Source organism: Chromobacterium sp. IRSSSOUMB001 (assembly GCF_023507765.1).
Classification (GTDB): Bacteria; Pseudomonadota; Gammaproteobacteria; order Burkholderiales; family Chromobacteriaceae; genus Chromobacterium; species Chromobacterium haemolyticum.
This window is the reverse complement of record NZ_JALCYU010000002.1, coordinates 1-25,089: the sequence shown is the minus strand read 5'-3', so window position 1 is coordinate 25,089 and position 25,089 is coordinate 1. Positions and strand designations below refer to the sequence as shown.

Annotated in this window: 22 protein-coding genes, 3 tRNA genes and 1 riboswitch; of the genes, 11 read left to right on the top strand and 14 right to left on the bottom strand. The window is 60.7% G+C overall.

Annotated features, from left to right (window positions below; all coding sequences use genetic code 11):
* Positions 1-4: 4 nt before the first annotated feature.
* From miaA to MOV80_RS02150, 4 genes are all read right to left on the bottom strand, one after another.
* Entirely contained in the window at positions 5-982 is a 978-nt protein-coding gene (gene miaA / locus MOV80_RS02165; RefSeq protein WP_118268594.1) for a tRNA (adenosine(37)-N6)-dimethylallyltransferase MiaA, read from the bottom strand.
* Positions 983-1,150: 168 nt separating this feature from the next.
* Complete coding sequence (locus tag MOV80_RS02160; RefSeq protein WP_118266726.1) at positions 1,151-1,411, bottom strand: cyclic nucleotide-binding protein; 261 nt, start codon at positions 1,409-1,411, stop codon at positions 1,151-1,153.
* Positions 1,412-1,433: 22 nt separating this feature from the next.
* Entirely contained in the window at positions 1,434-3,137 is a 1,704-nt protein-coding gene (gene betA / locus MOV80_RS02155) for a choline dehydrogenase (protein ID WP_249604794.1), read from the bottom strand.
* A 50-nt stretch (positions 3,138-3,187) separates the two neighbouring features.
* Positions 3,188-4,657 (bottom strand): aldehyde dehydrogenase family protein, encoded by a 1,470-nt coding sequence (locus MOV80_RS02150; protein WP_118266731.1) that lies wholly within the window; start codon positions 4,655-4,657, stop codon positions 3,188-3,190.
* Between the two features lie 326 nt (positions 4,658-4,983).
* Between MOV80_RS02150 and MOV80_RS02145 the strand changes: the two genes are divergently transcribed.
* From MOV80_RS02145 to MOV80_RS02135, 3 genes are all read left to right on the top strand, one after another.
* Complete coding sequence (locus MOV80_RS02145) at positions 4,984-6,792, top strand: PAS domain-containing protein (protein WP_162897010.1); 1,809 nt, start codon at positions 4,984-4,986, stop codon at positions 6,790-6,792.
* A 239-nt stretch (positions 6,793-7,031) separates the two neighbouring features.
* Positions 7,032-8,075, top strand: a complete 1,044-nt coding sequence (locus MOV80_RS02140) for a DMT family transporter (protein WP_019103459.1) — start codon at positions 7,032-7,034, stop codon at positions 8,073-8,075.
* Complete coding sequence (locus MOV80_RS02135; protein WP_019103458.1) at positions 8,072-8,347, top strand: hypothetical protein; 276 nt, start codon at positions 8,072-8,074, stop codon at positions 8,345-8,347. The genes MOV80_RS02140 and MOV80_RS02135 overlap by 4 nt, the downstream gene beginning before the upstream one ends.
* 643 nt (positions 8,348-8,990) lie before the next feature.
* On the opposite strand, the gene sbcB is transcribed toward MOV80_RS02135, so the two are convergent.
* From sbcB to MOV80_RS02120, 3 genes are all read right to left on the bottom strand, one after another.
* Positions 8,991-10,406, bottom strand: coding sequence for an exodeoxyribonuclease I (gene sbcB, locus MOV80_RS02130; RefSeq protein ID WP_019104133.1), 1,416 nt, complete (start codon positions 10,404-10,406; stop codon positions 8,991-8,993).
* 88 nt (positions 10,407-10,494) lie between these two features.
* Positions 10,495-11,283, bottom strand: coding sequence for an enoyl-CoA hydratase-related protein (locus tag MOV80_RS02125; protein WP_019104134.1), 789 nt, complete (start codon positions 11,281-11,283; stop codon positions 10,495-10,497).
* Positions 11,284-11,313: 30 nt separating this feature from the next.
* Positions 11,314-12,102 carry an alpha/beta hydrolase gene (locus MOV80_RS02120; RefSeq protein WP_019104135.1) on the bottom strand — a complete coding sequence of 263 codons (789 nt, stop codon included), beginning with the start codon at positions 12,100-12,102 and terminating at the stop codon, positions 11,314-11,316.
* 660 nt (positions 12,103-12,762) lie between these two features.
* On the opposite strand from MOV80_RS02120, the gene potA reads away from it, so the two are divergent.
* Both potA and MOV80_RS02110 read left to right on the top strand, forming a co-directional pair.
* The gene (gene potA, locus MOV80_RS02115; protein WP_019104137.1) at positions 12,763-13,941 is read left to right on the top strand and encodes a polyamine ABC transporter ATP-binding protein; all 1,179 of its coding nucleotides are present in this window, start codon (positions 12,763-12,765) and stop codon (positions 13,939-13,941) included.
* 133 nt (positions 13,942-14,074) lie between these two features.
* The gene (locus MOV80_RS02110; RefSeq protein WP_019104138.1) at positions 14,075-15,364 is read left to right on the top strand and encodes an FAD-binding oxidoreductase; all 1,290 of its coding nucleotides are present in this window, start codon (positions 14,075-14,077) and stop codon (positions 15,362-15,364) included.
* A 55-nt stretch (positions 15,365-15,419) separates the two neighbouring features.
* On the opposite strand, the gene MOV80_RS02105 is transcribed toward MOV80_RS02110, so the two are convergent.
* On the bottom strand, positions 15,420-15,671 hold the full coding sequence (locus MOV80_RS02105; RefSeq protein ID WP_118266739.1) for a hypothetical protein: 252 nt from the start codon (positions 15,669-15,671) through the stop codon (positions 15,420-15,422).
* 94 nt (positions 15,672-15,765) lie between these two features.
* Between MOV80_RS02105 and MOV80_RS02100 the strand changes: the two genes are divergently transcribed.
* From MOV80_RS02100 to MOV80_RS02090, 3 genes are all read left to right on the top strand, one after another.
* Entirely contained in the window at positions 15,766-16,158 is a 393-nt protein-coding gene (locus MOV80_RS02100) for a DUF1289 domain-containing protein (RefSeq protein ID WP_196783792.1), read from the top strand.
* An 8-nt stretch (positions 16,159-16,166) separates the two neighbouring features.
* Positions 16,167-16,766 carry a methyltransferase domain-containing protein gene (locus tag MOV80_RS02095; protein ID WP_019104141.1) on the top strand — a complete coding sequence of 200 codons (600 nt, stop codon included), beginning with the start codon at positions 16,167-16,169 and terminating at the stop codon, positions 16,764-16,766.
* Positions 16,767-16,965: 199 nt separating this feature from the next.
* On the top strand, positions 16,966-18,786 hold the full coding sequence (locus MOV80_RS02090) for a methyl-accepting chemotaxis protein (protein WP_118266741.1): 1,821 nt from the start codon (positions 16,966-16,968) through the stop codon (positions 18,784-18,786).
* Between the two features lie 65 nt (positions 18,787-18,851).
* Here the strand turns inward: MOV80_RS02090 and MOV80_RS02085 are convergent, their stop codons facing one another.
* From MOV80_RS02085 to MOV80_RS02060, 6 genes are all read right to left on the bottom strand, one after another.
* On the bottom strand, positions 18,852-19,421 hold the full coding sequence (locus MOV80_RS02085) for a TMEM165/GDT1 family protein (RefSeq protein ID WP_019104143.1): 570 nt from the start codon (positions 19,419-19,421) through the stop codon (positions 18,852-18,854).
* Between the two features lie 2 nt (positions 19,422-19,423).
* A riboswitch (yybP-ykoY riboswitch) is annotated at positions 19,424-19,593 on the bottom strand.
* A gap of 110 nt (positions 19,594-19,703) precedes the next feature.
* A complete protein-coding gene (gene mscL, locus MOV80_RS02080; protein ID WP_019104144.1) occupies positions 19,704-20,162 on the bottom strand; it encodes a large conductance mechanosensitive channel protein MscL in 459 nt (152 codons plus the stop codon).
* Between the two features lie 73 nt (positions 20,163-20,235).
* Complete coding sequence (locus MOV80_RS02075; RefSeq protein WP_019104145.1) at positions 20,236-21,084, bottom strand: DMT family transporter; 849 nt, start codon at positions 21,082-21,084, stop codon at positions 20,236-20,238.
* Between the two features lie 89 nt (positions 21,085-21,173).
* A tRNA-Asn gene (locus MOV80_RS02070) sits at positions 21,174-21,249 on the bottom strand.
* A gap of 27 nt (positions 21,250-21,276) precedes the next feature.
* Positions 21,277-21,352 (bottom strand) — tRNA-Asn (locus MOV80_RS02065).
* 34 nt (positions 21,353-21,386) lie between these two features.
* Positions 21,387-21,462, bottom strand: a tRNA-Asn gene (locus MOV80_RS02060).
* Between the two features lie 195 nt (positions 21,463-21,657).
* On the opposite strand from MOV80_RS02060, the gene MOV80_RS02055 reads away from it, so the two are divergent.
* From MOV80_RS02055 to MOV80_RS02045, 3 genes are all read left to right on the top strand, one after another.
* Positions 21,658-22,695, top strand: a complete 1,038-nt coding sequence (locus MOV80_RS02055) for a folate-binding protein YgfZ (RefSeq protein WP_107732668.1) — start codon at positions 21,658-21,660, stop codon at positions 22,693-22,695.
* 102 nt (positions 22,696-22,797) lie between these two features.
* Positions 22,798-23,103 (top strand): H-NS histone family protein, encoded by a 306-nt coding sequence (locus MOV80_RS02050; RefSeq protein WP_019103433.1) that lies wholly within the window; start codon positions 22,798-22,800, stop codon positions 23,101-23,103.
* A 166-nt stretch (positions 23,104-23,269) separates the two neighbouring features.
* Positions 23,270-24,976 carry a hypothetical protein gene (locus MOV80_RS02045; protein WP_107732667.1) on the top strand — a complete coding sequence of 569 codons (1,707 nt, stop codon included), beginning with the start codon at positions 23,270-23,272 and terminating at the stop codon, positions 24,974-24,976.
* Positions 24,977-25,089 lie beyond the last annotated feature (113 nt).

The window sequence follows — 25,089 nt, the reverse complement described above, 5'->3', positions numbered from 1 at the left end:
GCAATTAATACACGCCGTTGAAACGCAGGCCGGCGGGCATGGGCTCGCCGGCCTGGAAGGCGGCGACGGCGGCGCCCAGCTCTTCGGCCAAGTCGGCCCGCTGGGCGTTGACCGGCACAAGGTCCAGGCTGCGCATCCAGGTCAGCTGGCGCTTGGCCAACTGGCGGGTAGCGGCGACGCCCTTGTCGATGAAGGTTTGCTCATCGCCGGCGCCGTCCAGATATTCCCAGGCCTGGCGATAGCCGACGCAACGCATCGACGGCAGCTCCAGCGTCAGCGCCGGATAATCGGCGCGCAGGCACCGCACTTCGGCCAGGAAATCTTGTTCCAGCATCAGTTCGAAGCGTTGTGCGATACGTTGGTGCAGCCAGCCGCGTTCCGCAGGCACCAGACCCAGCGACAGCAGGCGGAAATCCGCCGCGGCTTCCTTGCCGCGAGCCAGCAAGCGCGACATCGGCTCGCCGCTGAGCAGGCAGACTTCCAGCGCGCGGTGGATGCGTTGCGAATCATTGGGGTTGAGGCGGGCGGCGGTGTCCGGGTCCAGCTGCGCCAGCCGCGCGTGCATCGCCGGCCAGCCGGCTTGCGCGGCGTCGGCGTCCAATTGCGCGCGCAGCGCGGCGTCGGCGCGCGGCAGGTCGGACAAGCCTTCCAGCAAGGCCTTGTAGTAAAGCATGGTGCCGCCCACCAGCAAGGGCAGCCGCCCGCGGGCGTTGATCTCGCGGATCAGCTGGTTGGCGTCGGCGTGGAACTGAGCGGCGGAATAGCTTTGCAGCGGGCTGATGATGTCGATCAGGTGATGCGGGCATTGCGCCATTTCCGCCGCGCTGGGCTTGGCGGTACCGATGTCCATGTCGCGATAGACCAGCGCGGAGTCCACGCTGATGATCTCCACCGGAAAATGTCGAGCCAATTCCAGCGCCAAGCCGGTTTTTCCGGAGGCGGTGGGGCCCATCAGCAGGATGGCGTGCGGGATGTCGTTCATGAGCGGGTCTTGCGGTTCAATCGGCGAATTGTCGCATAAGTGGATCATGGGCGGACAGCGCCGCCCATGATCCAGAACCGGTTTGCGATCTGTTTTTTCGCTCGTTTTCGCCTTGTCTCGCCCTAGCTCCCGAGATCGTAAACACGTTCTTAAAGCCTGTTCACGTTCTCAAGAGCCGGATTCGGGCGCCGGCAGCGCCCGGCGGCGGCTGGCGCGCCACCAGCCGCCCAGGGTGATGAGGAACCACATGCACTGGTTGACGAAGGACGCCAGGTTGAAGTGGTTGGACAGCGATACCAGGATACAGACCGGACCCAGCAGATTCAGGACGAAATAGCGAAGATCCGATGTGCGCAAGCCGAATAGCTGGCTGCCCAGGTAAGCGCCCAGATAGCTGATGACGCCGACCAGGCCGATGAGGTCGTACATGGCGAAGCTCCTGGGAAAACGGCTATAGGGGAAGCGCTTGCGCATCGTCCGTCGCGGAGGCTTGCTTGCGGGCGGCCTGGTAGAACGGCGCGTTCGAGCGCGGCAACGGCGGCAGTTGGCGGATCTGATCGGCGATCTTCTCCGCCATCATGATAGTGGGCGCGTTCAGATTGCCGGTAACGATGCGCGGCATGATGGACGCGTCCACCACGCGCAGGCCGGACAAGCCGTGCACGCGGCCTTGATGGTCGACCACCGCCGTCGGGTCGTCGGCGCTGCCCATCTTGCAGGTGCCGGACGGATGCAGCGCGGTTTCGGCGTGGGTTTTGACGAAGTGATCGATTTCGCTGTCGCTGCTTACCCGCGCGCCGGGTTGGATTTCCCGGCCGCGGAAGGCGGAAAGCGCGCGTTGGCCGATGATCTCGCGCGTGAGCCGCACCGCGGCGCGGAACTCCCGCCAGTCGGTGTCGTGGGCCATGTAATTGAATTGAAGTTGAGGCGGGTCGCGCGGGTCGCGGCTGGCCAGCTTGACGTGGCCGACGCTGGGAGAGCGCATTGAGCCGACGTGGCATTGGAAACCGTGCATCTTGACAGCGTGGCTGCCGTCGTAATTCACCGCCAGCGGCAAGAAATGGTATTGCAGATTGGGGAAGGCGAAGCTCTCGTCGCTGCGGATGAAGCCGCCGGCTTCGAAGTGATTGCTTGCGCCCAGGCCGCTGCCGTTCAGATACCACTGGGTGCCGATGCGGGCCTTGTTCCACCAGTTCAGCGACGGGTACAGCGACACCGGCTTCAGGCATTCATACTGAAGATACATTTCCAGATGGTCCTGCAAGTTGGCGCCGACCCCGGGCAGGTGGGCGACCACGGCGATGTCGTGGCGGCCGAGCTCGGCGGCGTCGCCGACGCCGGAGCGCAGCAGTAGCTGCGGCGAGGCGATCGCGCCGTTGCAGACGATGACTTCGCGCAAGGCGCGGGCGCGTTGGCTGCGTTCGCCCTGCAGATATTGCACGCCGACGGCGCGCGCGCCGTCGAACAAGACGCGGTCCGCCAGCGCACGGGTTTTTACCGAAAGGTTGGCGCGGTCGCGGGCGGCGTCCAGATAGGCCAGAGACACGCTGCAGCGCCGTCCCTGTGTGGTGGTGGTGCGGTCCATCGGGCCGAAGCCCTCCTGGCGGTAACCGTTGAGATCGTCGGTGCGGCGGTAGCCGGCTTGCTCGCCGGCCTCGATGAAGGCTTCGAACAGAGGGCTGATACCGGCCTTGGGCGTGGTCACGTGAAGCGGCCCATCGCCGCCGTGATAGTCGTTGGTGCCCTTGTCGTAGGTTTCCGCCTTGCGGAAATAAGGCAGGCAATCGGCGTAGCTCCAGTCGCCAAGACCCGGCAGCTCGGCCCAGCCCTGATAATCCAGCGCATTGCCGCGGATATAGACCATGCCGTTGATCAGAGAGGAGCCGCCCAGCCCCTTGCCGCGCGCCTGGGCCATGCGTCGTCCGCCCATATGCGGCTCTGGTTCGGTCATATAGGCCCAGTTATAGGTGGTGCCTTGCAAGGGATAAGCCAGCGCCGCCGGCATTTGGGTACGCCAGTCCAGCCGCCAATCCGGGCCGCCCGCCTCCAGCAATAGCACGCTGACGTCGCTGTCCTCGCTCAGCCGCGCCGCCAGCACGCCGCCGGCGGAGCCGGCGCCGACGATGATGTAGTCGTATTCCTGAGTGGTGCTCATCTTGATTCTCCTCGGACGTGAACGAAGGCGGGGGCCGGGCGATGGGAGGTTCAAGCGCCGAACCACCCCATGGGCTTGGGCGCCAGATTGATGTAGCTGTGCTTCAGCTCGGTGTATTCGTCCAGGCCGATGCGCGAAAGCTCGCGGCCTATGCCGCTGGATTTGAAGCCGCCCCACGGCGCTTCCGGGAAGTAGGGGTGGTAGTCGTTGACCCAAACCGTGCCGAAGCGCAGCGCGCGGCTCATGCGGTTGGCGCGCGCCAGGTCTTGGGTCCACACCGCCGCCGCCAGGCCGTAAGGGGTGTCGTTGGCCAGCCGCAGCGCCTTGGCTTCGTCGCGAAAGCGCTCCACGGTGATGACCGGGCCGAAGATCTCTTCCTTGGCGATGTGCATGTCCGCGTGGACGTCGACCAGTAGCGTGGGTTGCAGCCAGTAGCCCTTGCTGTAGCGCTCGCCTTCCGGGCGGCCGCCGCCGTAGACCAAACGGGCGCCTTCTTTCACTCCTGCGGCGATCAGACTCAGGATTTTGTCGTGCTGTTGGGCCGACTGCACTGGTCCCATTTGTGTGTCCGGCTGCTGGCCGGGGCCGACGACGATGCGCGGAAGCCGTTCCGCCAGCCGCTTCACGAAGTCGTCGTGAATCTCGTCTTGCAGCAGCAGCCGCGAACCGGCCGAGCAGACCTGGCCGGCGTGAAAGAAGGCGGCGTTCAGCGCGTAGTCGACGGCGGCGTCCAGATCGGCGTCGGCGCAGACGATGTTGGGGTTCTTGCCGCCCAGCTCCAGGGCGATGCGTTTGAAGTTGCCGCTGGCGGCGCGCATGATGCTGGCCCCCGCCTGGGCGCCGCCGGTGAAGGACAGCAGGTCGACATCGGCATGCTCCGCCAATTCAGCCCCTACCTCGGAACTGCCGCTGACCAGGTTGAACACGCCGGGAGGCAAGTCCAGCTCTGTCAGCAACTGAGTGAAGCGCCAGCTGCTGAGCGGGGTCAGGCTGCTGGGCTTGAGCACCACGCAATTGCCGGCGCCCAGGGCCGGCGCGATCTTCCAGGCCGCTTGCAGCAAAGGGTAGTTCCAGGGAGTGATCAGGCCGCAGACGCCCACCGGCTCGTGCAAGCTTCGGCTGATCACGTGCTCAGGAGCGGAATTGACCTGGCCGCTTTCGGTGGCCGCCAGGCCAGCGAAATAACGGAAGGTGGCGGCGATGTCGCCCATGTCGGTGCGGCTCTCGCTTAAGGTCTTGCCGGTGTTCAGCGTCTCCAAGGCGGCGAGGCTTTCGCTCTCGCGTTCCACCCGTTGGGCGATGTCCAGCAGCAGACGGCTGCGTTGTCGCTGAGTGCTGGAGCGCCAGGGGCCGTGATCGAAAGCCGCGCGCGCTGCGGCGATGGCGGCTCGGGTGTCGGCGAGGCCGCCGTCCGCGGCGGCGGCGATCACGCTTTCATCGCAGGGGTTGAGAATCGGACGGGTTTGCCTATTGGCGGCGTCGCGCCATTGGCCATCGATGAAGAGCTGGGTTGAGATCATGGCAGCCTCGCACAGATTGTAAAATTAACTATTGGTAAATTAATTTACCTTTGGTTTAATTGTAGTGTCGATTAGCCATGGACTGCAATCTAGATCCGGCTATGGTGGCGATGGCTTGATTTGCTTTGGCTATATCGCTCGCGTTTCCGCCAGGGCGGAGGCCCGCTGAGGTTTGGCTGCGCCGGGTTATTTTGTCCGCTTCGGGATTTTTCCAGCCTGGGTTAACATGGCGGGTCGACAGCCGCAGGCTGTGGCGCGCGCGCATCGCCGCGTCCCGTTCGCATTCAATTACCCAGGAGGCGCGGCCCGCCGCCGCTACCAGTTCCGTGTCGTCAAATCAACTCAGTCAAGCCGCAGTTCCCGCCGGGGATGAAACCTTCGCCGTTCGTCTGAAAGACGTGCTGGGACGCAAGCGCGTCATGCTCAAACAAGTGGCGGAAGCCCTGGGCGTGTCGTCCGCGGCCGTTCACAAATGGACACGCGGGGGGGAGATCGAATACCGCAAGTTGCGGGTATTGGCGGACTTTCTAGGCGTGAACTGGATATGGCTGCGCTACGGCGAACAAGCGGTGCTGGATCTCGCCACGGCGGCAACGACGGACGCGCAATTGACGGAGATCCGTCGCAAGCATCTGGCCGAGATCATGGAAAGCGAAGCGCGGATGAAGTTTGCGCAGGAGGTGTCCGGCATTGTGACTTGGGAATGGAACATCCTGAGCGATGCGGTGGCCTATTCCGCCAACGCGGAACAGCTGTTCGGCCGCCCCGTCCGCGAGCTGACGGATTTCTGGCTAGCCCTGGAGCCGGCCGACGCGCCAGCGCTGCGCGCCAAACTGGAGACATGCTTAAGTTCCGGCCTTGCTTACGAGGCGGAGTTCCGCGTGCGCTGGCCGACGGGTGAAACGCGTTGGATCGCCTCGCGCGCCACTTGCGTGCCGGACGCGGACCGCCGGCCGGTGAAGATGATAGGCGTCAGCTTCGACATCTCCCAGCGCTGCCTGGCGGAACAGGCGTTGCGCCAGAACCAGGCCATTCTGGACAAGGCGCAGTCCATCGCCCATCTGGGAAGCTGGTTTTGGGACGTGCGCAAGGACGACTGTATCTGGTCGGACGAGGCCTACCGGATTTTCGGTTGGCAACCGCAGGCCTTCAAAGTAACGATGGAGCGCTACTTCGCCGCGATGGTGCCGGAGGACCGAGGGCGCATTGATCAGGCCATCCGACGGGCGATAGACGAGCGCCAACCCTATTGCGTGGAGTACAGCATCTTGCTGCCTGACGGCCGTCGCCGGCATATCCATGAGGAGGGCGAGGTCTTGTACGGGGAAGGGCGGGCGGAGGCGATGATAGGCGCCACTCAAGACGTGACGGACACCCGACAGGCCGCGCTGGCCTACAGCGAGAGCGAGGAGCGCTTTCGGGAGATTTTCGAACAGGCGGCGCTGGGGTTGGCGCATCTGGGTCTGGACGGATGTTGGCTCAAAGTGAACCGGCGCCTGGCCGAGATGGCCGGTTATCCGCCGCAGGAGATGGAGGGGATGAGCTTTCAGCAACTGACCCATCCCGAGGATCTGGAAGACAATCTATTGAGGTTGGATAGGCTGCTGAGCGGGGAAGTGGCCAGCTTTTCGCTGGAGAAGCGTTTGCTGCGCAAACAGGGCGGCCATGTCTGGGTGAATGTCAGCGTCTCGCTGAGCCGTCATCCCGTCAGCGGCGAGCCATGGCATTTGATTGCTGTAGTGGAGGAGGTAGCCGAGCGTCGCGCCGCGCGCCGCGCGCTGGAGGAGGCCCGGAGCCGCAGCGAACTGGCGCTGCAGTCCATAGGCATGGCGAGCTGGGAGTGGGACCTTGCCGCCGGGCGGTTGCGCTTGTCGCCGCAGGCTGCGCGGCTGCTGTTCGGAGAGGCCTTGGAGGACGCCGCTGAACAACGCTTTCTGGATGGCTTGCGCATCGCGTCAAGGCAGGGTTGGTTGGACAGCCTAGAGGCGATATTCAATATTTCCAGCCGCGCGCAGCTGGATGTGCTGTGGCATGCCGAAGGCGGCAAGACTTTGCCGCTGGTGTTGTCCTTGGTGGCGCAGCGGGGAAGCGGCGGCGCTGTGGATCGCTTGATAGGGGCCTTGGGACCGCGTTGATTCCGGCGGTTTGCCAAGGGGGGCACGGAGCCCGCCGCTTGTCGGCGGGCTTTTTTGCGCCCGCTTTGCGGTCACGCGTTGGTGGCGGTATTGTGATTTACTATTGGTAAAAAAATTAACTTATGGTAATTTTTATGCCTCGTCTGGCAAGGCAGATGGATAGAGTCTTGTTGCGTTTGAACCCAGAGTAGGCGTCGCGGAGAGTGTGAGCGGCGTCCGATAACCGGAGCTGACGCGCTATGAACAGCATGCACAGACAGCAGTATCTCCGCCGCCGGACCCGCTGGGGTTATGGCTGGGCGCTTTGCGCGGCGGTGTTGTGGGGCGCATGGTATGTGCCGGGCGCCGCGGTGTGGCACGAGGCGCCGCTGGCCGGGCTGGCGCAAGGGCGGCCCGAGCAGTTTCTGATGGCGGCCGCGGTGTTGACGGCTTTTCACGCCTGCCTAGTGGCGGCGTTTCAATTGTTGTGGCTGGCGGCCTTGGGCAAGCTGGCCGACTTCTTTCGCACGCTATGGCGTTTCGGCGGCATTTCCAAGTGGTATTTCCTGGCTGCGGTATTGGGCGGCTTGATGGCTAACTTCGGCTCCTACCTGGCGATGGGCTATGTGGGCGCGGTGTTCGCCGCAGTGGCTGGCCTGTTGTACCCGGTGGTGGGCGCGGCGCTGGCGCGCCTGTGGTATCGCGAGCGGATAGGCCGCCGCGCGGCGCTGGGCATCGCGGTGATCGTGCTGGGAGGGGCGGCGATTTACGCGCCTGGCCTGTCTGGCGATCTGGCCGGAGAGGGCGCCGCGCGCTGGCTGGGCTATTTAGGCGGCGCGCTGGCTGCGCTGGGCTGGGGATTGGAGGGGGCCATCGTTGGACGGGCGATGGATGTGACCGATCCCGATTGCGGGGTGGCGATCCGTTATTTGGCCGAGGCCCTGTATTGGGTGCTGCTGATTTTGCCGGCTCTGGCCTGGTTGACCCCCTTGCCGGTGTATTCGCTGGCCGGCGAGCTATGGTCGTGGCGGCCTATGCTCTACCTGGGGGTGGGGGGGCTCAGTTTCGCTTTCTGCGCGGTGGCCTGGTACAAATCCTTCCCCTTGATCGGTGTTGGGCGCGGCCAGGCGATCGGCGCCTTCTACGCGCTGTTCGCGACGCTGTTCACCGCGGCGTTTACCTTGAACTTTCCTGAGTGGCATTTTCTGATTGGTCTGGCCCTGGTGATTCTGGGCGGCTTCGTCATGGTGTCGGACAGCGAGCGCCATCCGGGCGCGGTGCGCAATGTGGGGGGGGAGGCATGAAGGTGCATATCAAGGGGTTCATTCTGCAGACCCTGGCCGGGCAGCCGGGCTTGTGGGATGTCGAGCTGGCCCGACGCATCTGCCGAGAGTACCGCAAGCCGGAAGACGACTATTGGCTGGGCATGGTGCGGGCCTGCCTGGCGGATTTGAGCGCTAGCGGCCTGGTGGTGGCGTTGTGCGAGCGCTGGCAGGAAGAGGGGGCGCGTCTGCTGTTCAACTATCGCGTCAGCGATTTCGGGCTGGAGCGCATGCGCCAGACCGGTTTGGCCTGAGAAGCGGTTGGCGGCCTCGCCGACAAGAGCGAGGCAAGGCGAAAACGGTTGAGAAAGCGGAATGCACAGGTGGTACATCAGCGTTTCGAAGCCGGCGCCCATCGCACAATCGCTCTATCGACGCGCAGCAGATCGTAAACAGGTTCTCAGAGCCTGTTCAAAATCTCGCGAGCAAGAGCGAGACAAGGCGAAAACGGCTGAGAAAGCGGAATGTACAAGTGGTACATGAGCATTTCGAAGTTGTTTTCAACGCCGTATCGCCGCAGCGCAGCAGATTATGAACAGGCTCTAAGGAGAAGGGCATGTCCGGGTATTGGGGTTATGAAGGCGCATCCACGCTGGCGATGGTTGTGATCGTGAGTTTGAGCCTGGCGGCTTTGTTCGTCGCCAGGCGTTATGTGAGGACGCTATAGGTCTGAAGGCAAAAGCCCGCAGCGCGCGTTCCGTTTTCTCAGAACGTGTTTACGATCTCGCGAGCTAAGGTGAGACAAGGCAAAAACTACTGAGAAACCGGAGTGTACACACGGTACATGAGCATTTCGAAGTGGTTTTCAACGCCGTATCGCCGACGCGCAGCAGATCGTAAACAGGTTCTCAGCCGCAAGGGCTGGTCTCGCCCTTGCTTCCAGGCTTGGAACCCGCTTCACAGCTGCGCGGCGTAGGCCTCCAGCTGGGCCAACACCCCTTGTGCCTGTTCGCTTAGTTCGCCGGCGCGGGCTTCAGCCATTTCTTGGCGGAATTGCTGGACATCCCGGCCGGGGCCGCCGTTGAGCTTGGCTTGGCGCCATGTCTGCCAGCGCTGTTGCTCCGCGCCGGACAGGGAACGCGGGAAGTTGCGCGCGCGGTAACGGAACAAGAGTTCGGCCAGTTGCGGGTCCTCGAAGAAAGCCATTTCACCAGCGAGCTGGTCGGCCGACATGCGGCGCAGCTTGGTCAGCACTTTGCGGTCGTTGTTGGAAACGAAGCCGCCGTAGAGGTTCTCGTCGACGTCGCGCGGCTCGCCAGCCTCGCGCTTGTAGACCTTGCGCCAGACCGGGGTCAGGTCCGGCAGCGCGCCGGCGTAGTCGGCGTGGCGATGGACTTGCTCCATGTCCAGCCCCCAGTGCGCGGCGCGTTCGGCGCTCAGCACCTTGAGATTGGCGACCACGAACGGCGATTTATTGACGTGCACGGTCTTGAGAGGCAAGCGCTGCACGCCTTCCGGCAGGTCTTCGCTGCGAGTGTACAAGCGTTCGCGAATGTCGTCCGGGCCCAGGCCCTGCAATTCGCGAGGGTCGTGGGACAAATCCCAGACGATGACCTCGTTGGCGTTGTACGGATGAGCCGCCAGCGGCCAGACCACGGCCATATTGCCGCGCTCCGCGCCATACATGCCGGAAACGTGCAGCACGGGTTTGGGGTCGTGAAGGCTGAGCTGGACCTTGACCGCGTCTTTCTTGCGCAGCGACAAGTAGAAGTCGAACAGCTTGGGTTGGTTCCGTTTGATCAGACGCGCCAGCGCAATGGTGGCGCGCACATCGGAGAGCGCATCGTGGGCGGCTTCGTGGGCCAGGCCGTTGGCGGCGCTTAGATGTTCCAGTTTGAAGCTGGGGCGTCCGTCTTCGTGCTGCGGCCATTGAATGCCGTCCGGGCGCAGCGCGAAGGTGGCGCGCACCAGGTCCAGCAGATCCCAGCGGCCGCATTGGTTCTGCCATTCGCGCGCGTAGGGGTCCATCAGATTGCGCCAGAACAGAAAGCGGGTGACTTCGTCGTCGAAGCGGATTGAGTTGTAACCAACTCCGATCGTGCCCGGCGTCGCCAGTTCGCGTTCGATCACGCCAGCGAATTCGTGCTCGGCCACGCCATGCTGCAAGCACCACTGTGGGGTGATGCCGGTCAGCAGGCAGGCCACCGGAGACGGCAGGTAATCGGGCGCCGGCCGGGCGTAGAGCATGACCGGCTCGCCGATTTCATTGAGATCGGCGTCGGTGCGGATGCCGGCGAACTGCGACGGGCGGTCCTGGCGGGGCACGGCGCCGAAGGTTTCGTAATCGTGCCAAAAGAAGCTGTGATTGGACATGGCGGCAACAATGCGGTGAAGTTGGCCGCATTGTCGCATCCATCGGGGCGGCGGGGCCAGCCGCGCCGTTCTCGTGCGTCCGCGGCGCTCAATCCATCCATGAGGGTTTGCGTGTTTCCAGCATGGCCTGGATGCCTTCGCGTCCCTCTTCGCTCAGACGGATGGCGACTATGCGCTGGATGCAGATTTCCATGCTGTCTTCCCCCTCGCCCAGGCCCGCGATGTCGGCCAGCAAGCGTTTGGCTTCCAGCATGGCCGCCGGGCTATTGATCAGCAGATGGTTGATCAGGAAGTCCACCGCCATGTCCAGCTCGTCGCTTTCCACCACTTGGTGCACCAGCCCCAGACGCTTGGCCTTGCCGGCGTTGAAGCGCTCCGCGGTCATGAAGTAGCGGCGCGTCGATCGCTCGCCGATGGCGCGGACCATATAGGGCGCAACCAGCGCGGGGATGACCCCCAGTTTGACTTCGGAAAAGCTGAACAGCGCTTCCGAGCTGGCGATGGACACGTCGCAGCAGGCGACCAGCCCTGCGCCCAGGCCGAAAGCGGATCCCTGAATTTTGGCGATGGTGGGCTTGGGCAAGGTGTCCAGCGTGCGCAGCAGCTTGGCCAGAAGGCGGGCGTGGCGTTCCAGCTCTTCACGTCCGAAATCGGCCATCCGCCGCATCCAGTCGATATCGTGCCCGGCGGAAAAGCTGATGCCGCTGCCGGTCAGCACCACGGCGCGTACGCTCGCGTCTTCGGCCAGGGTTTCCAGCATCGCGGTCAGCAGGCCGACGCTGTTGTCGTCCAGCGCGTTCAGCAGTTCGGCGCGGTTGAGGGTGATGGTGGCGATTCCCTTTGGATCAACGGCAAGCAAAACGGACTCGACGGTCATTCGGTTCTCCTTGTTCTGACAATGGGCGTTTTAGCTGTGGCCAAAACGGATAATGCTGCGGACAAAGGCGTCCGCGGCCTCGATATGCAATACATGGCCGGCGCCCGGCAGGATTTCCAGCTGCGCGCCGGGCAGGCGTTCGCGCAGCAATTCGGCCTGATACAAGGGCGTCAGGCGGTCTTCGTCGCCAACCAGTATATGGCAGGGCATGGCCAGCTCGTGCAGCCAGGTGCGCGCGTCGTGCTCGGTGACGCCGGCGATCAGCCGGATCACCGCATCCCAGTCCACCATGCCGGCAATCAACTTCATATCGTCCAGCATGGCGGCGTTGCTGGCGAGAAAACGGCTGGAAAACAGCCAGGGGACGCTGACCGCGTAGCGCAGGTCCAGCCCGCCGCTTTGATTGGCCGCGATCCAGCTGTCGCTGATGTGATTGTTGACGCTGTCGGCCCAAGCCAGCGTAGCGGCCAACAGCAGCCGCGACACGAGGTTGGGATGACGGTGTGCGAAGTGCTGCGCCACCATGCCGCCGTAAGACAAGCCGGTGAGATAGACCTCGGCAATGCCCAAATGATTCAACAGACCGGCGGCGAGGTCGGCTTGTTCGTTGAGCGGATATTTGTCGCCGCCGGGATGGTCGCTTTGGCCCTGGCCGAGGAAATCGAAGCGCAACAGCTGGAAATGCGGCTCCAACTGAGGCTGGAGCAGAGCCCAGGCCGCGGTGGACATGGTGATGCCGTTGAATAGCACCAACACTTGGGCGCCCTGCCCGCTGAGTTCGTAATAAACATTGTGTCCGGAAATTTCGGCATAGGGCATGGCGTTTTTCCTTTGGTCAGGCGTTGGGCGACGTCAACATGCATGCTTCATTCTAGAGCGCGCCGGCGCTTGCGGGGCAATTTGCTGACGACGCGGGCGCAAGAGGAAGGGGCCGCGCCGACGCGCGACCGGCGCGGTCGGCCGGCAAGTCCTGAATAAGGGTAAAGTGTTTGACGAATTAAACAATGAAGATTGAACGCCGGTGGCCGGCGCTCTTGCGCGCACCGGCCGGATTGACAGGTCTGGACGGTCCGTCGGGGTGAGGCGCGCGCGCCACAGCGGCGATAATTTTTCGAGAGCGCTTGCACTAGATGTTGTCAAATTTATTAAACGTGGCATAGGCTTCTGTTCAAGACTAAAACGACAAAGGCGCCCGCCGTCGTCGCGGCCGCCCGGCCGTGGCCGCCGTCGGCGCCGCACAGAGGAGACATCATGTTGGCAACGGACAAGGCGGTGGCGGCATGGCCGCGCGCGCTCGCGGCGGGACCGCCGGCCGGCGCGGGAAGCCGGACGGACTCTTGAATCCATGCGCGCGGGCCTCGGCCGGCGCGACCATCAAGCAAGACATTCGATTGCTGCCGCGCCGCCTCGAGACGAGAGCCGCGCGGCGGACGCAGCCGGCTCGCGCCGCTGCGGGACTGCAATAGAGGGAACGACTCAATGACGCAAGCTGTTGCCGCCAAACCGGCCCAAGCCGCTTTTTCCGCCCACAACGCCCAAGCCGCCGAGGCGCAAACCGACGCTGACAAGGCTTATCTGCGCATTGCCGGCGTGCTGAAAAAGTTCGGCGATCATGTCGCGGTGGATCATGTCGATCTGGATATCCGCAGAAATGAAATTTTCGCCTTGCTCGGCAGTTCCGGCTGCGGCAAGTCCACGCTGTTGCGCATGTTGGCGGGGATGGAGGCGCCGACTTCGGGCCGCATCATCCTCGACGGGGAAGACATGCAGGGCCTGCAGCCGTACGAGCGGCCGGTTAACATGATGTTCCAGAGCTACGCGCTGTTTCCGCATATGACGGTGGAGCAGAACGTGGCCTTTGGTTTGAAGCAGGATAAGGTGTCCCGGGACGAGATCGCGGAGCGGGTGGGCAAGATGCTGGACCTAGTGCAGATGCGCAAGTACGCCAACCGCAAGCCGCATCAGTTGTCGGGCGGTCAGCAGCAACGCGTGGCGCTGGCGCGCAGCCTGGTCAAGCGCCCCAAGCTGCTGCTGCTGGACGAGCCTTTGGGCGCTCTGGACAAGAAACTGCGCCAACAAACCCAGCTGGAACTGGTCAATACCATAGAACAGGTGGGGGTGACCTGCATCATGGTGACTCATGATCAGGAAGAGGCGATGACCATGGCCAGCCGCATCGGCATCATGAGCGAGGGCTCTTTGTTGCAAGTGGGCACGCCGTCTGAAATTTACGATTACCCCAACTGCCGCTTCACCGCGGAGTTCATTGGCGAGAGTAATATTTTCGAGGGCGCGGTGGTGGTGGACGAGCCGGACCTAGTGGAAGTCCGCTCGCCGGAGCTGGGCGGGGACATCCGCATCGATCACGGGATTACCGGCCCCAAGGGCATGCGTGTTTGGGCCAGCATTCGCCCGGAAGATGTGCGGCTGGACATCAAACCGCTGCCGGCGGGGCCTAATGTCGCAGCCGGCGTGGTGGAAGACATTGCCTATCTGGGCAGTTATTCCATCTATCACGTGAAACTGGCCAGCGGTAAGGTCGTCAAATCGGTGGTGCCGTCTTCGCGCTGGTACGACGCGGGCGAAACCGCGCCAACCTGGGGCGACGCGGTGTTCGTCAGCTGGCGGCAGGATGTTCCAGTGGTTTTGACCCGGTAAGAACTGCCCGCAAGTGGATGCCCGCGGCCGGGCATCCACTTTGTTCATCTTCCATCGCGAAAGGGAAGGCTTTGACGCGTTTGTCCATCCCTTGATCCTGCCGCCGCATCATTTGTCTTCATGAGAGGTTTCCATGCTTCGTTTTGCCCATCAAGCCCATGCGCCATCCTATTACGCCGCCACCGCTCGGCCTTGGGAGCCCGGGGCGGCGTTGCAAGGTGCGGTCGACTGCGATGTCTGTGTGGTGGGCGGCGGGCTGGCGGGTTTGTCGGCGGCGTTGAATCTGCGGGAGCGAGGATTTTCCGTCGTCTTGTTGGAAGGCGCGCAGATAGGCTTTGGCGCTTCTGGGCGCAACGGCGGACAGGTGATTGCCGGGTTCGCCTGCGGCATTGACACGTTGCGCGCGCAGCTGGGCGACAGCCTGGCAAAGCAGATGTGGAATATGTCGGTGGAGGCGGTGGAGATCATTGAGCAGCGGGTGAGCCAGCACCGCATCGACTGCGATTGGCGACGCGGCTATGTCAGCGTGGCGGTCAAGCCGCGGCATATGCAGGAATTGGAGGACTGGCAGCGAGAGGCGGCGCAGACCTATGACTACAGCGGCATGCAGCTGTGGGATAAGGCCGAACTCAGAAGGCGGCTAGCCAGCGAGCGCTATCAGGGAGGCCTTTACGATCCGCGCTCGGGTCATCTGCATCCCTTGAACTATGCGCTGGGGCTGGCTCGAGCCGCGCGCGAGGCGGGCGTCGCCATTTACGAGCAAAGCCCGGCATTGCGCCTGACCCGCGACGCGCGGCCGCAAGTGGCGACTGAGCAGGGCGTGGTCAATTGCACCCAGGTGGTGTTGGCTTGCAACTCCTATATTGGCGCGCTGGTGCCGGAATTGGAGCGGCGGATCATGCCGGCCGGCACCTATGTAATTGCCACCGAACCCTTGGGCAAGGAGCGGGCCGAGGCTCTGATCGCCAACGACATGGCGGTGTGCGACACCAATTTCGTGCTGGATTACTATCGCTTGTCCTCCGACCACCGTTTGTTGTTCGGCGGGAAGGTCAGCTATTCCGGACGCGAGCCGACCAATCTAGCCGCAGGCATGCGCAGCGACATGTTGCGGGTGTTCCCGCAACTGGCAGACGTCAAGATCGACTACGCTTGGGGCGGATTCTGCGATATCACGGCAAACCGTGCCCCTGATTTTGGACGCTTGGACGGTAATATCTATTACCTTCAGGGTTTTTCCGGACACGGCGTCAACATCACCGGTTTGGCCGGCAAGGTGGTGGCGGAGGCGGTGGCCGGCGACGCTTCGCGTTTCGACCTGTTCGCCAAGATTCGTCATAATCACTTTCCCGGCGGCCGCTGGTTGCGCACGCCGGCCTTGGTGCTGGGCATGGCTTATTTCCGGATGCGGGATTATTTATGAACCGGCGCTGACGCGTTGCGGATCATGGGCAGCCTTCGCGCTGCCTTTTTGCTTTTCAGGAGGGGTCCAGATAATCGTAGCCGCCCCAATCCCGCGCGTAGGCGGTATGGTTGTCCGCGGTGCGGATGGGTTTGAGCAAGCCGTTTTGCTCCATGTAGACTAGATGCTCGTGAACGTCGTCCGCGCTGTATTCGCCGCCGGATTCGCGAGAGAGCGCTAGAAACAGTTTGTGTTCGTCCAGGTACTGGATGTGCATGGTCTGCAGCAGGCGCAGCGTGCGGAAAATCAAGGTTTCGTTGCGGGTCATGACAGCGGATATTTTATTTTTATGACTATTCATTTATCTGACACTTTAGTTTGGTGCGTCAAGAAATATGACATTATTGTTTCAAGGGGCGGGTATGACGACAGAACGGCCTGACTCGCCTTGCATCGCTGTGTGTTCCACCGCGGTGGGCGACGATATCTGCCGCGGCTGCGCGCGCAGCTTTGATGAAATCTCGAATTGGTGTTTTATGGACGCGGAGGAGCGGGAACGGGTCTGGTTGCAACTGCCGCTGCGCCAGCGAGGGTTGAAGATCGCCGCGGTCTTCACTTGCCTGCCGGAGCTTCACCAAGTTGAGGACGGCGAGTGGATGAGCGTGCCTTGCCTGTCCTTATGGTTCCGCATGGATGGAGACTGCCTGTTTTGGCGAGAGAGGGAAGGTGCGGTTTGCCAGCGGGATTGCGCCGGCTGGAGCCCGGCGCAGGTTGCCGCCTTCCTGAGAGAGCAGGCAGGGGCTGAGCATCACTAGGAGGAGAGATGGCGCAGGATAGTTCTTTGACCGAGTTTTGGGATGTGCGTTATCGCGATGGCGTGACCCCTTGGGAGGGTGCGCAAACCAGTCCGGAGGCCTTGGCGTTTTTTCAGCGTCAGCCGGCCAGCCGAATCCTGCTTCCAGGCTGCGGCAGCGCCGGAGATTTACCCTTGTTGCTGGACTGCGGCCATCAGGTGTTGGCCATCGATTTCAGCGAGCAGGCCGTGGCGATCGCGCGCGCGCAATGGCCGCAGGCGGCCGCTCATATCCAGCAGGCGGATTTTTTCGCCGTCGAGCACGAGCCGCCTTTCGACGCGGTGTTTGAGCGTGCCTTTCTCTGCGCGCTGCCGCCCCGCCTGCATACACGCTATGCGGAGCACATGGCTCGTTTGCTGCGCCCCGGCGGCACGCTGGCGGGCGTGTTCTTCATCGCGGACACCTCGCGCGGCCCGCCGTTCGGCCTGAGCATGTCGGCCTTAAGCGCTTTGCTGGAGCCGGCTTTCGCGTTGGAGAGCTGTCAGCCGCAGGAGGACGGCGTGCCGGTATTTGGCGGTCAGGAGTTCTGGATGGTGTGGAGAAGGCAACACGGAAGCGAAGATTTGTAATACATTGGCATTGCCTATTTGATGATAATCAATAGTCCGCCAACTATTCCAAAAACAAGGCCGCCATCGCTTAGGATGGCTGACTGAAGTCAATAAACAACAATAATTCTAGATAACAGCGGCAATCAGGTCCAAAGCGCCGGATGGCGCGGGGCCTGAATCAGGCGCTGAACAGGATTGCGGAGCAAGAGGAGAAGTCATGCAGTGGTTCTGGCGCGTGTATACCCTGGTGGAAAAGACTTTCTGGGATACGTTGACCAAGAAATTGTGCAGTTTCTTTTTTATCAGCCTGTTTCAGTTGGGCATGGTGGCTTATGTTTATTATGTTCTGGAAGACATTCGGAGCCTGCTGAAAGGGCAAGTCGCTTCGCCCCAAGTGTTGGCGGGCATCGAGTCCAGCATAGACGGAGCCCTGTTTTGGACGATGGCGCTGTGGATGATCAGCTTCGTCTTCATTGCCTTTATGGTCTGGTATCTTCGTTTTTTGATTGTCCGGCCTCTAAAAATGATTATCCGGATTTTCAATGAAATAGGCGCCGGCGAGGGCGATCTGTCCAGAGACATTCCCACCATCACCCATGACGAAATCCGCGAACTGTCGCTGTCGTATAACCGTTTTCTGCTGAAAATGCGCGAAATCATTAGCAATGTGAGGTTGATGACGGTGCGGATCGCGATGGATTCGGCGCGCACCCGAAAGAATGTGGTTGAGTCGCTGGAGGGGGCGCGCAAACAGGATCAGTTGGCGACGCAAGTCCGGGCCGCCAGTGATCAGAGCACCGAGGGCGTGGGCCAGGTCACAGAGCAGACCCAGGCGATTTCATCCACCACCCTGGCCAACCTGGACGTGGCGCGGGAGTCCTACGCCGAGCTCAAGTCCGTGGCTGAGAGCATTTACGGCATTAATCAGAAGGTGGGCCATTTCAACCACACTGTGGATGATTTGAGCCAGCGCTCGTCCAGCATCAAGACCATTGTGGATCTGATCAAGGATGTGTCGGATCAGACCAATTTGTTGGCTTTGAACGCGGCGATCGAAGCGGCGCGGGCCGGCGAGAGCGGACGCGGTTTCGCCGTGGTGGCCGATGAAGTGCGCAAGCTGGCGGAGCGAGTCAAAAAAGCGACGGACGAGATTTCGCATAATATCGACGATATGCTGGGGCTGGTGTCGGAAACCCAGGTGGAAACCGCCCAGATCACCGAGGACACCAAGTCTGCTCGCGAAATCGTCTCCAAGGCGTCGGAGCATTTCAGCAAGATGATGGGAGACTTTGAAACAACGGCGAATAGTCTCAGTCAGATCGCCGCCACCATGTCGGAGTTCGTCGCTTCTAATGGACAGGTCAATCTTCATGTGGCGGAAATTCACGAGCTAGGTCATCAGGTGACGGACCGCCTGAACCATACGGAAGAGTCGGCCACCAAGCTGTCCGGCGCTGCGGAGCAGGTGCAGCAGTTAGTGGCGCGCTTCATTTTGGGCGAGGGCGAGTTCGACCAGATCATGCAGACGGCCAGGGGGGCGCGGGATGAGTTGCAAGCCATCATGACCGCGCAGCTGGCCGCGGGCGTACCGCTGTTCGATCAAAACTACCAGCCCATCGCTGGCGCCAAGCCTGCCAAGTTCCGCACGCAGTACGACGCCAAACTGGAAAAGCTGATGCAGCCAGTGTACGACCGCGCCGCCAAGTCCGTGCCAGGCGGCGTGTTCTGTCTGGCGGTGGATACCAATGGCTACGCGCCGACTCACAATAGTTGGTATAGCCAGCCCTTGAGCGGGGATCCGGCCAAGGACTTGATCAATAGCCGAGACAAGCGCAAGTTTGCCGACGTCGCCGGCCTGCGGGCGGCTCGCAGCACACAATCCTTCCTGTTGCAGACGTACACCCGCGATACTGGAGAAGTGTTGTCGGAGGTGGTGCTGCCCATCATGCTGTCAGGCAAGCATTGGGGCGGCTTCCGACTGGGCTTCAACCCGGAGGAACTGCTGGAATCGCTTGGACGCGGAGCCGGCCGGAACTGATATGTTGCCGGGTGGAAGCAAAACAAAACGGAGGCCGCGGCCTCCGTTTTGTTTTGAGCTGTGCTTCAAATTTGCAGGGGGGTCAGTAGAGTGACGACGCCCAGGCCGGCAAACAGCAGCGCGGCAATAGTGTGCACCATTTTTTGCGGCAACTTCTTCGCGGCCACCTCGCCCAAGAGCACCGCGGGCACATTCGCTAGCATCATGCCCAAAGTGGTGCCGGCCACCACCAGCAGCAAGGCGTCGGGAAAGCGCGCGGACAAGGCGACGGTGGCCAACTGTGTCTTATCGCCCATTTCCGCGATAAAGAAAGCGATACAGGTGGTGCCGAAAACGCCAAACCGCTCTAGGAGCCGGCTATCTTCATCCAGCTTGTCCGGAATCAGCATCCAGCCCGCCATGGCGAGAAAGGAAAGGCCCAGCCCCCAACGCATGAGATCCGGGCCAATTTTGCTCATTAGCCAGTGACCCACCGCTGCGGCGGCGAAATGATTGAGCAAAGTGGCGACGAAGATGCCGAAAACGATGGGAACCGGCTTGCGGTAGCGGCCGGCCAGCATCAGTGCGAGCAATTGAGTTTTGTCGCCGATTTCAGCCAGGGCGACGATTCCGGTGGAAATGAGAAAGGCTTCCATGAAGACTCCGGGGGCTGCGCATACGCCATGACAAGCCCGCGCCGCAGCCCCGCATTGCGCAGACATGTCATGGGTCTTGCCAAACGGAAGTTTTCGTCGCATGCACCATGGCCGTGACGGCCAAGCTTGTTGATGCATGCCGGCGCTGAAAACCGCGCCGAGGCTACTCCCCCAGATCTAGCCGATTCTAAATCAGTTGGCGTAGCGGGGCAATCGGCGGGCTTGGAACCTGTTTACGATCTGCTGCGTATCGCTAAAGCGCAGCAGACATTGAACAGGCTCTTAGAGTTGAGATGTGCACTGAGGGCAGCGAGAAGCCTTTTCCGGAATATTGGATGCGCAGAATGGGCACTCTTTGGTGGCGGGAGCCGGCGCGGCGGCGGCAGGCTCTTCGCGCTTCAGTCGATTGATGGCCTTGACCAGCATGAAAATAGCGAAGGCCACTATGGTGAAGCTGACCATGGCGTTGATGAACAAGCCGATATTCAGTGTGACGGCGCCAGCTTGCTTGGCCGCGGCCACCGACACATAAGGTCCAAGCTGCTTGCTGCCTTCTTTTAGTACGAAGAACATATTGGAGAAATCAACATTGCCTACCAGCAAGCCGATGGGGGGCATGATCACATCGTCAACCAGCGATTTGACGATGGCGCCGAAGGCACCGCCGATAACCACGCCGACCGCCAGGTCGATGACATTGCCTTTCATGGCAAATTCTTTGAATTCTTTGATAATGGACATGGTTAACCTCTGTTTAAATAGCGTTAACGATTATAGAGTATTCAATTGGCTGCACTCCACCTCAAGTGCATTTTCAAGCAAGCGAACGTGGACGAACAGGCAGGCTGCCAAGCAGGGCGCCGCCAAGAATCAGCACGATGGCGGTTATTGCAATAGCGTTCAATTGCCCTTGTCCGGTGCCTATCAGCAGCAGGGTGGACAGCAAGGGCGTGGCATAGGACAAGGAGCCTATCTGTCTGGGGTCCCCCTCCTTTAGCGCGCGGTCCCATAGGAAGAAGGCGCCGCCCATCGGGCCGATGCCCAGCAGGATCAAGGCCAGCCATTGACCAGCGCTGGGGGCGACGTTGGGTTCGAACAGGAAGTGGCATAGTAGGGAAAGCAAGCCGGACAGCAGGCAGAACCCGCCGACCGCGCTATTGGGGAAGCTGGGCAGCCTGCGCGTCAGCAGGCTAAAAGTCGACCACACAACGGCGGCGCCGATGGCCAGCAGATAACCGACAAGATAGTTGCTGGACAAGGCGAGCTTGCCTCCGCTGACAATCAGCGCCGCTCCACTGAAACCCAGCGCGCCGGCCAGAATGTGACGGCCGTGCAGTATGGTGCCGGGAACCAGGATGGGCGAGAGTATCACAATCAACAGGGGCCATAGATAATTCAGCAGATTGGCTTCCATGGCCGGCGCGTGCCGAAATGCGAAGAACAGCAAGAAATGGTAGCCGAACAAGCCATAGATTCCGACCAGTAAGGTGCGCGGCGGCACTTTCCAGTCGCGGCAATGGCGGATACTGAGCAGGCTGCCGATCAACAGGCAGACGCCAACCACAAAAAATGGGGGAAGCGAGCGGGTTTGGGTGCCAAGCGTGGCCAGCGAAGCCCATAGCAAGATAGCGCCGCCGGCAAAAGCAATCGGTCTGGAAATCATTATTATTCCAATGGGGAAGGTGGGCCGATTGTAAAACGGAAGCAGAAATGGAAAAAGCCACAATCCGGCGATTGTGGCTTTTGGAAACTTGGCTCCCCGAGCAGGGCTCGAACCTGCGACCTGCGGATTAACAGTCCGTCGCTCTACCAACTGAGCTATCAGGGATCATCATTCAGTGATGCTGTCTTGTTTTGGCTCCCCGAGCAGGGCTCGAACCTGCGACCTGCGGATTAACAGTCCGTCGCTCTACCAACTGAGCTATCAGGGAATGGAAAACAAGCAATTCTCAAACAGGGCCGTAATGGCTCCCCGAGCAGGGCTCGAACCTGCGACCTGCGGATTAACAGTCCGTCGCTCTACCAACTGAGCTATCAGGGATTTGAGTGAGGGCGAACTATAGCTTCAGCCTGTCGGGCTGTCAACACTTGCGCGGTTGAAAATCGCTTGGGCCCGCCAAGCGGCGCGAAGGAGGGGCGTGCGCCGGCAATTCATCGCTGGCGAAGGGGGGCTGCGGCGCGTTAAAATTTCGTTTGTTGACCATGCGGGAATAGCCGCGTTTTTGAGGTGGGTTAAATGAATCTGGACGGGAAGCTCGCGCTGGATGCGCGCGCGCAGCGGGCGAATAAAGATGCGGTGGAAATGAATGTTCATCTGCGGCAGTTGGACTCATTGCGCACCGGTGTCGCAATATCGATTTTGGATAAGCACAAAATCATCCAGGTGGCGGGAGAGGATGCAGAGGCCTTTTTACAAGGGCAACTCTCTAGCGATGTGCGTGAGTTGTCGGATGAAAACCGCGCTCAGTACAGCAGTTACTCTACGGCCAAAGGAAGGATGCTAGCCAGTTTTCTGGTTTGGCGTTGCGATGAAACTTATTACCTGGCGGTATCTGCGGATTTGGCCGATTACGTGGCCAAGCGCTTGAGCATGTTTGTGCTGCGCTCCAAGGTGAAGGTATCGATTGCGGATAACCTGACCTTGATAGGCCTTGCGGGCAAGGCGGCCTTGGCGGCGCTGACGATCGAGTCCGCATTGGCGTCAACACCAGGGCCGCGAGAGATGGTGCGGGTTGAGCCGGGCCTGTTGATAGGCTTGCCTGGGACAGGCTGGGTGCTGGTTGTGGACGAGGCAGGCGCAGAGTGGGTGGGGGAAAAGCTGACGGACGACGCCAGCCTGATTTCTTCCGGTGTTTGGGAATGGCGGGATATTGACGCGGGTATTCCTTGGGTCCATCTGGCGACTCAGGAGCAATTTGTGCCGCAGATGGCGAATATGGAGTTGATTGGAGGGGTGAGCTTTAAGAAAGGCTGCTACCCGGGGCAGGAAATCGTCGCCAGATCGCAGTATTTGGGAAAATTGAAGCGTCGTTTGTTCAAAGTAGCATTTAAACAGCCGCTTGCCATCGGCGCTAAACTCTATAGCCCATCTGTAGCGGGTCAGTCGATTGGCATGTTGTCGGCGGTTTGCCAAGTGGCTCCGGAACAATATGAAGGTTTGGCCGTTGTTCAATTTCAAGCTTGGGAAGAGGGTATTTATGCTGACGAGGCCTATACAATAAGGCTTCTGCAACTGGACCTGCCCTATTCCTTGAATGAGGGGCTTGAGAATTAATTGATAATTTCTGTTTTGTTTCCTTGACTTGAGTAGAAAGGCTTGGCTACATTATCATCTGTAATGCACCACTACTCTTACAATATATTTGGGAACATGCTAATGGAACTGTCGAAATTGGATTTTACCCAGCTGGTGGCTCTGCGCGCCGATGTCGAAGCTGAAATCAAGCGCCGCGAAAGCGAAGAAAAGTCCAAAGCCAAGAAACAAATCATTGAGCTTGCTCGCGCTTACGGCCTGAGCGTGGAAGAAGTGCTGGGCAAAACCGGCGGCGTGCGCAAGCCGGTGGAAGCCAAGTACCGTCACCCGGTTAGCCCGGAACTGACTTGGACCGGGCGCGGCCGCAAGCCGGTGTGGGTACAAGAGTGGATCTCCAGCGGCAAAGCGCTGGAAGCACTGGCTATCTAAGCAAACTGCGGGTTTGCAATGAATTTCAAAAGCGCCTGTCATGGGCGCTTTTTCTTTGTCTGACGGCCAGCGGTCCGGCTTGAGGCTTGCTATAAATGGATGTAGCGTTCAAGCTGTTTCGTATAGTGATTGAAATGTGCTGACATTGTCTTGAGAGTGGGCGGCTATGCTGGATTTTTTTTCAAGAGGGGCTAAAGGTCGCTCCGACCCATTGGCTAGCGCGGAAGCGGCCAGGGAGTTTGTGGCGGCTTTGAAGAAGGAGCACGGTGCGGCCGCGCATGAGCGCGTGGTGGCATTGCTGTCGCCATTGGAGTTGGATTGGCACAATATTTCAGTGGATCGCGTCGAAGCGCTGCTGGCTCTCAACCAAGAGACGGAGTCGCTGCATGAAAACCTCTGCGCGCAATACTTGCTGAATACGCGCATGCCCAAAGCGCTGGAAGCGCAGCTGAGAAGCCAGATACTGGCCTACGGAAAATGTTTTATCGACAGCTATCAGCATGTGCTGACGGTCGACGCCGACTCGGTCGAAGGCGCCAAGGTGCTGACCCTGTTGCCCATCGTGTTGTCGCGAATGATGTTCTACCTTGGCGAACATGCGCGCTGGCACTGGATCCGGAGCTTTAATCCGGAGGAGGCTTTTTGGCTGGGGGTGAACCAACTCTATTGGTTTGCAGAGCATCATGGTTGCGATTCCGTGCCGGTGTTTTTATTCGGCGATGGCCAGCCGGCCACCACGGTTCAGGATCAATTTCTCATCTTGCACATGCTCGCCGTATTGACCGGGGGCAATCTCAGCGCCAGACAGTTGCACTTTGCCTATCAACTGCTGCAGGTGCTGAGTAACCGTATGTCTTTGACACGAGCATGCGCGGAATATTCGAGTTTTGTGGTTTCTTTAAAAGGACCCCATCCCGCGACGAGGGCGACAGGCGGTTTGGTGGACGAGGCGGCCCGCTACTGGGGGACGACGGACTTGGTCGAGATCCTGCACGGCTGGAGTATCGTGCTAGATGCCGGCAGAGTGCCGCCCGAAATCAAAAGGATGATGGAGCCTGGCATTGATGCCAATACTCTGCGTGCTTTGATGCGTGAGTGGTCTCCCCAGCAAATGCGTTTCGAGAGGGCTGAACGGGTGCCTGTCTCCGGGCAGAGCATAGAAGTGGCGTATCGCCTACCGGTGCTGCACCGTTTGATTCGGGGGGTAGACGAGGCCAAGCAAACAGGCGCGCTAGAAGATGGCAACTTCGATGACGCAGCCAATATACGTATTTATGGCTTCGTGACCACGAGGAAGCGGGACAAGGGGGTACCCATGCCAGGGCTGGCCTCGGGCGGGGAGGGGGTTTCTCAGCCGGCCAAAGAGGAGTTTTCGCGTTGGGAGGTAGACAATGTCAGCCAAACCGGGCTTGGCGTCACCCTTGGTGCGATGGGAAATGAATGGGTGGGGTTGGGTGCGCTGATCGGTTTTCGCGAGAAATCGGTGGACGGTTGGAGTCTCGGCGTAGTGCGCCGGGTGAAGCGGAACTCGACGGATCAGATCTATCTGGGGGTTGAAACCCTGAGTCGAAGACCTGTGGCGGCTTCATTGCGACCAACCGATGTGAGATTGATTGATCCGACGCTGCCTCCTGAGCAGGTTTGGCTGGCAGGTCATATCGCCTTGTTCGTCCCTTGCCAGCGTTCTGGCAAGGTGGTCAATGCTTTGCTGCTACCACTCTCTCTATATGTATTGGGCAAAGAGTTCTACATGACGGCCAAGGGCAAGCATTTTCAGCTTTCCCTGGGCAAGGTAATGGATAAAGGCAGTGATTGGTGTCTGAGCGAGGTGGAGTTGGTCCAGGCTTTGGAAAGGCTGCCGGTTTTGCCGTGACTTCCATCCTTTAGGATGGAGTCGAACACGGGTCGAAGCTAAGCTTTGGCCCGTTTTTTATGGATAGTCGGGTCATGGGGTAGGAGTTGGTAAATACCCTTTATGGATATTCG

Excerpts from the sequence above, each read along its gene's own strand:
- MOV80_RS02045 (WP_107732667.1), top strand. The coding sequence starts at position 23,270 with ATGCTGGATTTTTTTTCAAGAGGGGCTAAAGGTCGCTCCGACCCATTG.
- MOV80_RS02120 (WP_019104135.1), bottom strand. The coding sequence starts at position 12,102 with ATGCCCTATGCCGAAATTTCCGGACACAATGTTTATTACGAACTCAGC.
- MOV80_RS02055 (WP_107732668.1), top strand. The coding sequence starts at position 21,658 with ATGAATCTGGACGGGAAGCTCGCGCTGGATGCGCGCGCGCAGCGGGCG.
- MOV80_RS02150 (WP_118266731.1), bottom strand. The coding sequence starts at position 4,657 with ATGATCTCAACCCAGCTCTTCATCGATGGCCAATGGCGCGACGCCGCC.
- MOV80_RS02160 (WP_118266726.1), bottom strand. The coding sequence starts at position 1,411 with ATGTACGACCTCATCGGCCTGGTCGGCGTCATCAGCTATCTGGGCGCT.
- MOV80_RS02090 (WP_118266741.1), top strand. The coding sequence starts at position 16,966 with ATGCAGTGGTTCTGGCGCGTGTATACCCTGGTGGAAAAGACTTTCTGG.
- betA (WP_249604794.1), bottom strand. The coding sequence starts at position 3,137 with ATGAGCACCACTCAGGAATACGACTACATCATCGTCGGCGCCGGCTCC.
- MOV80_RS02100 (WP_196783792.1), top strand. The coding sequence starts at position 15,766 with ATGACGACAGAACGGCCTGACTCGCCTTGCATCGCTGTGTGTTCCACC.
- MOV80_RS02125 (WP_019104134.1), bottom strand. The coding sequence starts at position 11,283 with ATGACCGTCGAGTCCGTTTTGCTTGCCGTTGATCCAAAGGGAATCGCC.
- MOV80_RS02140 (WP_019103459.1), top strand. The coding sequence starts at position 7,032 with ATGAACAGCATGCACAGACAGCAGTATCTCCGCCGCCGGACCCGCTGG.
- MOV80_RS02110 (WP_019104138.1), top strand. The coding sequence starts at position 14,075 with ATGCTTCGTTTTGCCCATCAAGCCCATGCGCCATCCTATTACGCCGCC.
- MOV80_RS02105 (WP_118266739.1), bottom strand. The coding sequence starts at position 15,671 with ATGACCCGCAACGAAACCTTGATTTTCCGCACGCTGCGCCTGCTGCAG.
- MOV80_RS02050 (WP_019103433.1), top strand. The coding sequence starts at position 22,798 with ATGGAACTGTCGAAATTGGATTTTACCCAGCTGGTGGCTCTGCGCGCC.
- potA (WP_019104137.1), top strand. The coding sequence starts at position 12,763 with ATGACGCAAGCTGTTGCCGCCAAACCGGCCCAAGCCGCTTTTTCCGCC.
- MOV80_RS02075 (WP_019104145.1), bottom strand. The coding sequence starts at position 21,084 with ATGATTTCCAGACCGATTGCTTTTGCCGGCGGCGCTATCTTGCTATGG.
- miaA (WP_118268594.1), bottom strand. The coding sequence starts at position 982 with ATGAACGACATCCCGCACGCCATCCTGCTGATGGGCCCCACCGCCTCC.
- MOV80_RS02085 (WP_019104143.1), bottom strand. The coding sequence starts at position 19,421 with ATGGAAGCCTTTCTCATTTCCACCGGAATCGTCGCCCTGGCTGAAATC.
- MOV80_RS02095 (WP_019104141.1), top strand. The coding sequence starts at position 16,167 with ATGGCGCAGGATAGTTCTTTGACCGAGTTTTGGGATGTGCGTTATCGC.
- mscL (WP_019104144.1), bottom strand. The coding sequence starts at position 20,162 with ATGTCCATTATCAAAGAATTCAAAGAATTTGCCATGAAAGGCAATGTC.
- sbcB (WP_019104133.1), bottom strand. The coding sequence starts at position 10,406 with ATGTCCAATCACAGCTTCTTTTGGCACGATTACGAAACCTTCGGCGCC.
- MOV80_RS02135 (WP_019103458.1), top strand. The coding sequence starts at position 8,072 with ATGAAGGTGCATATCAAGGGGTTCATTCTGCAGACCCTGGCCGGGCAG.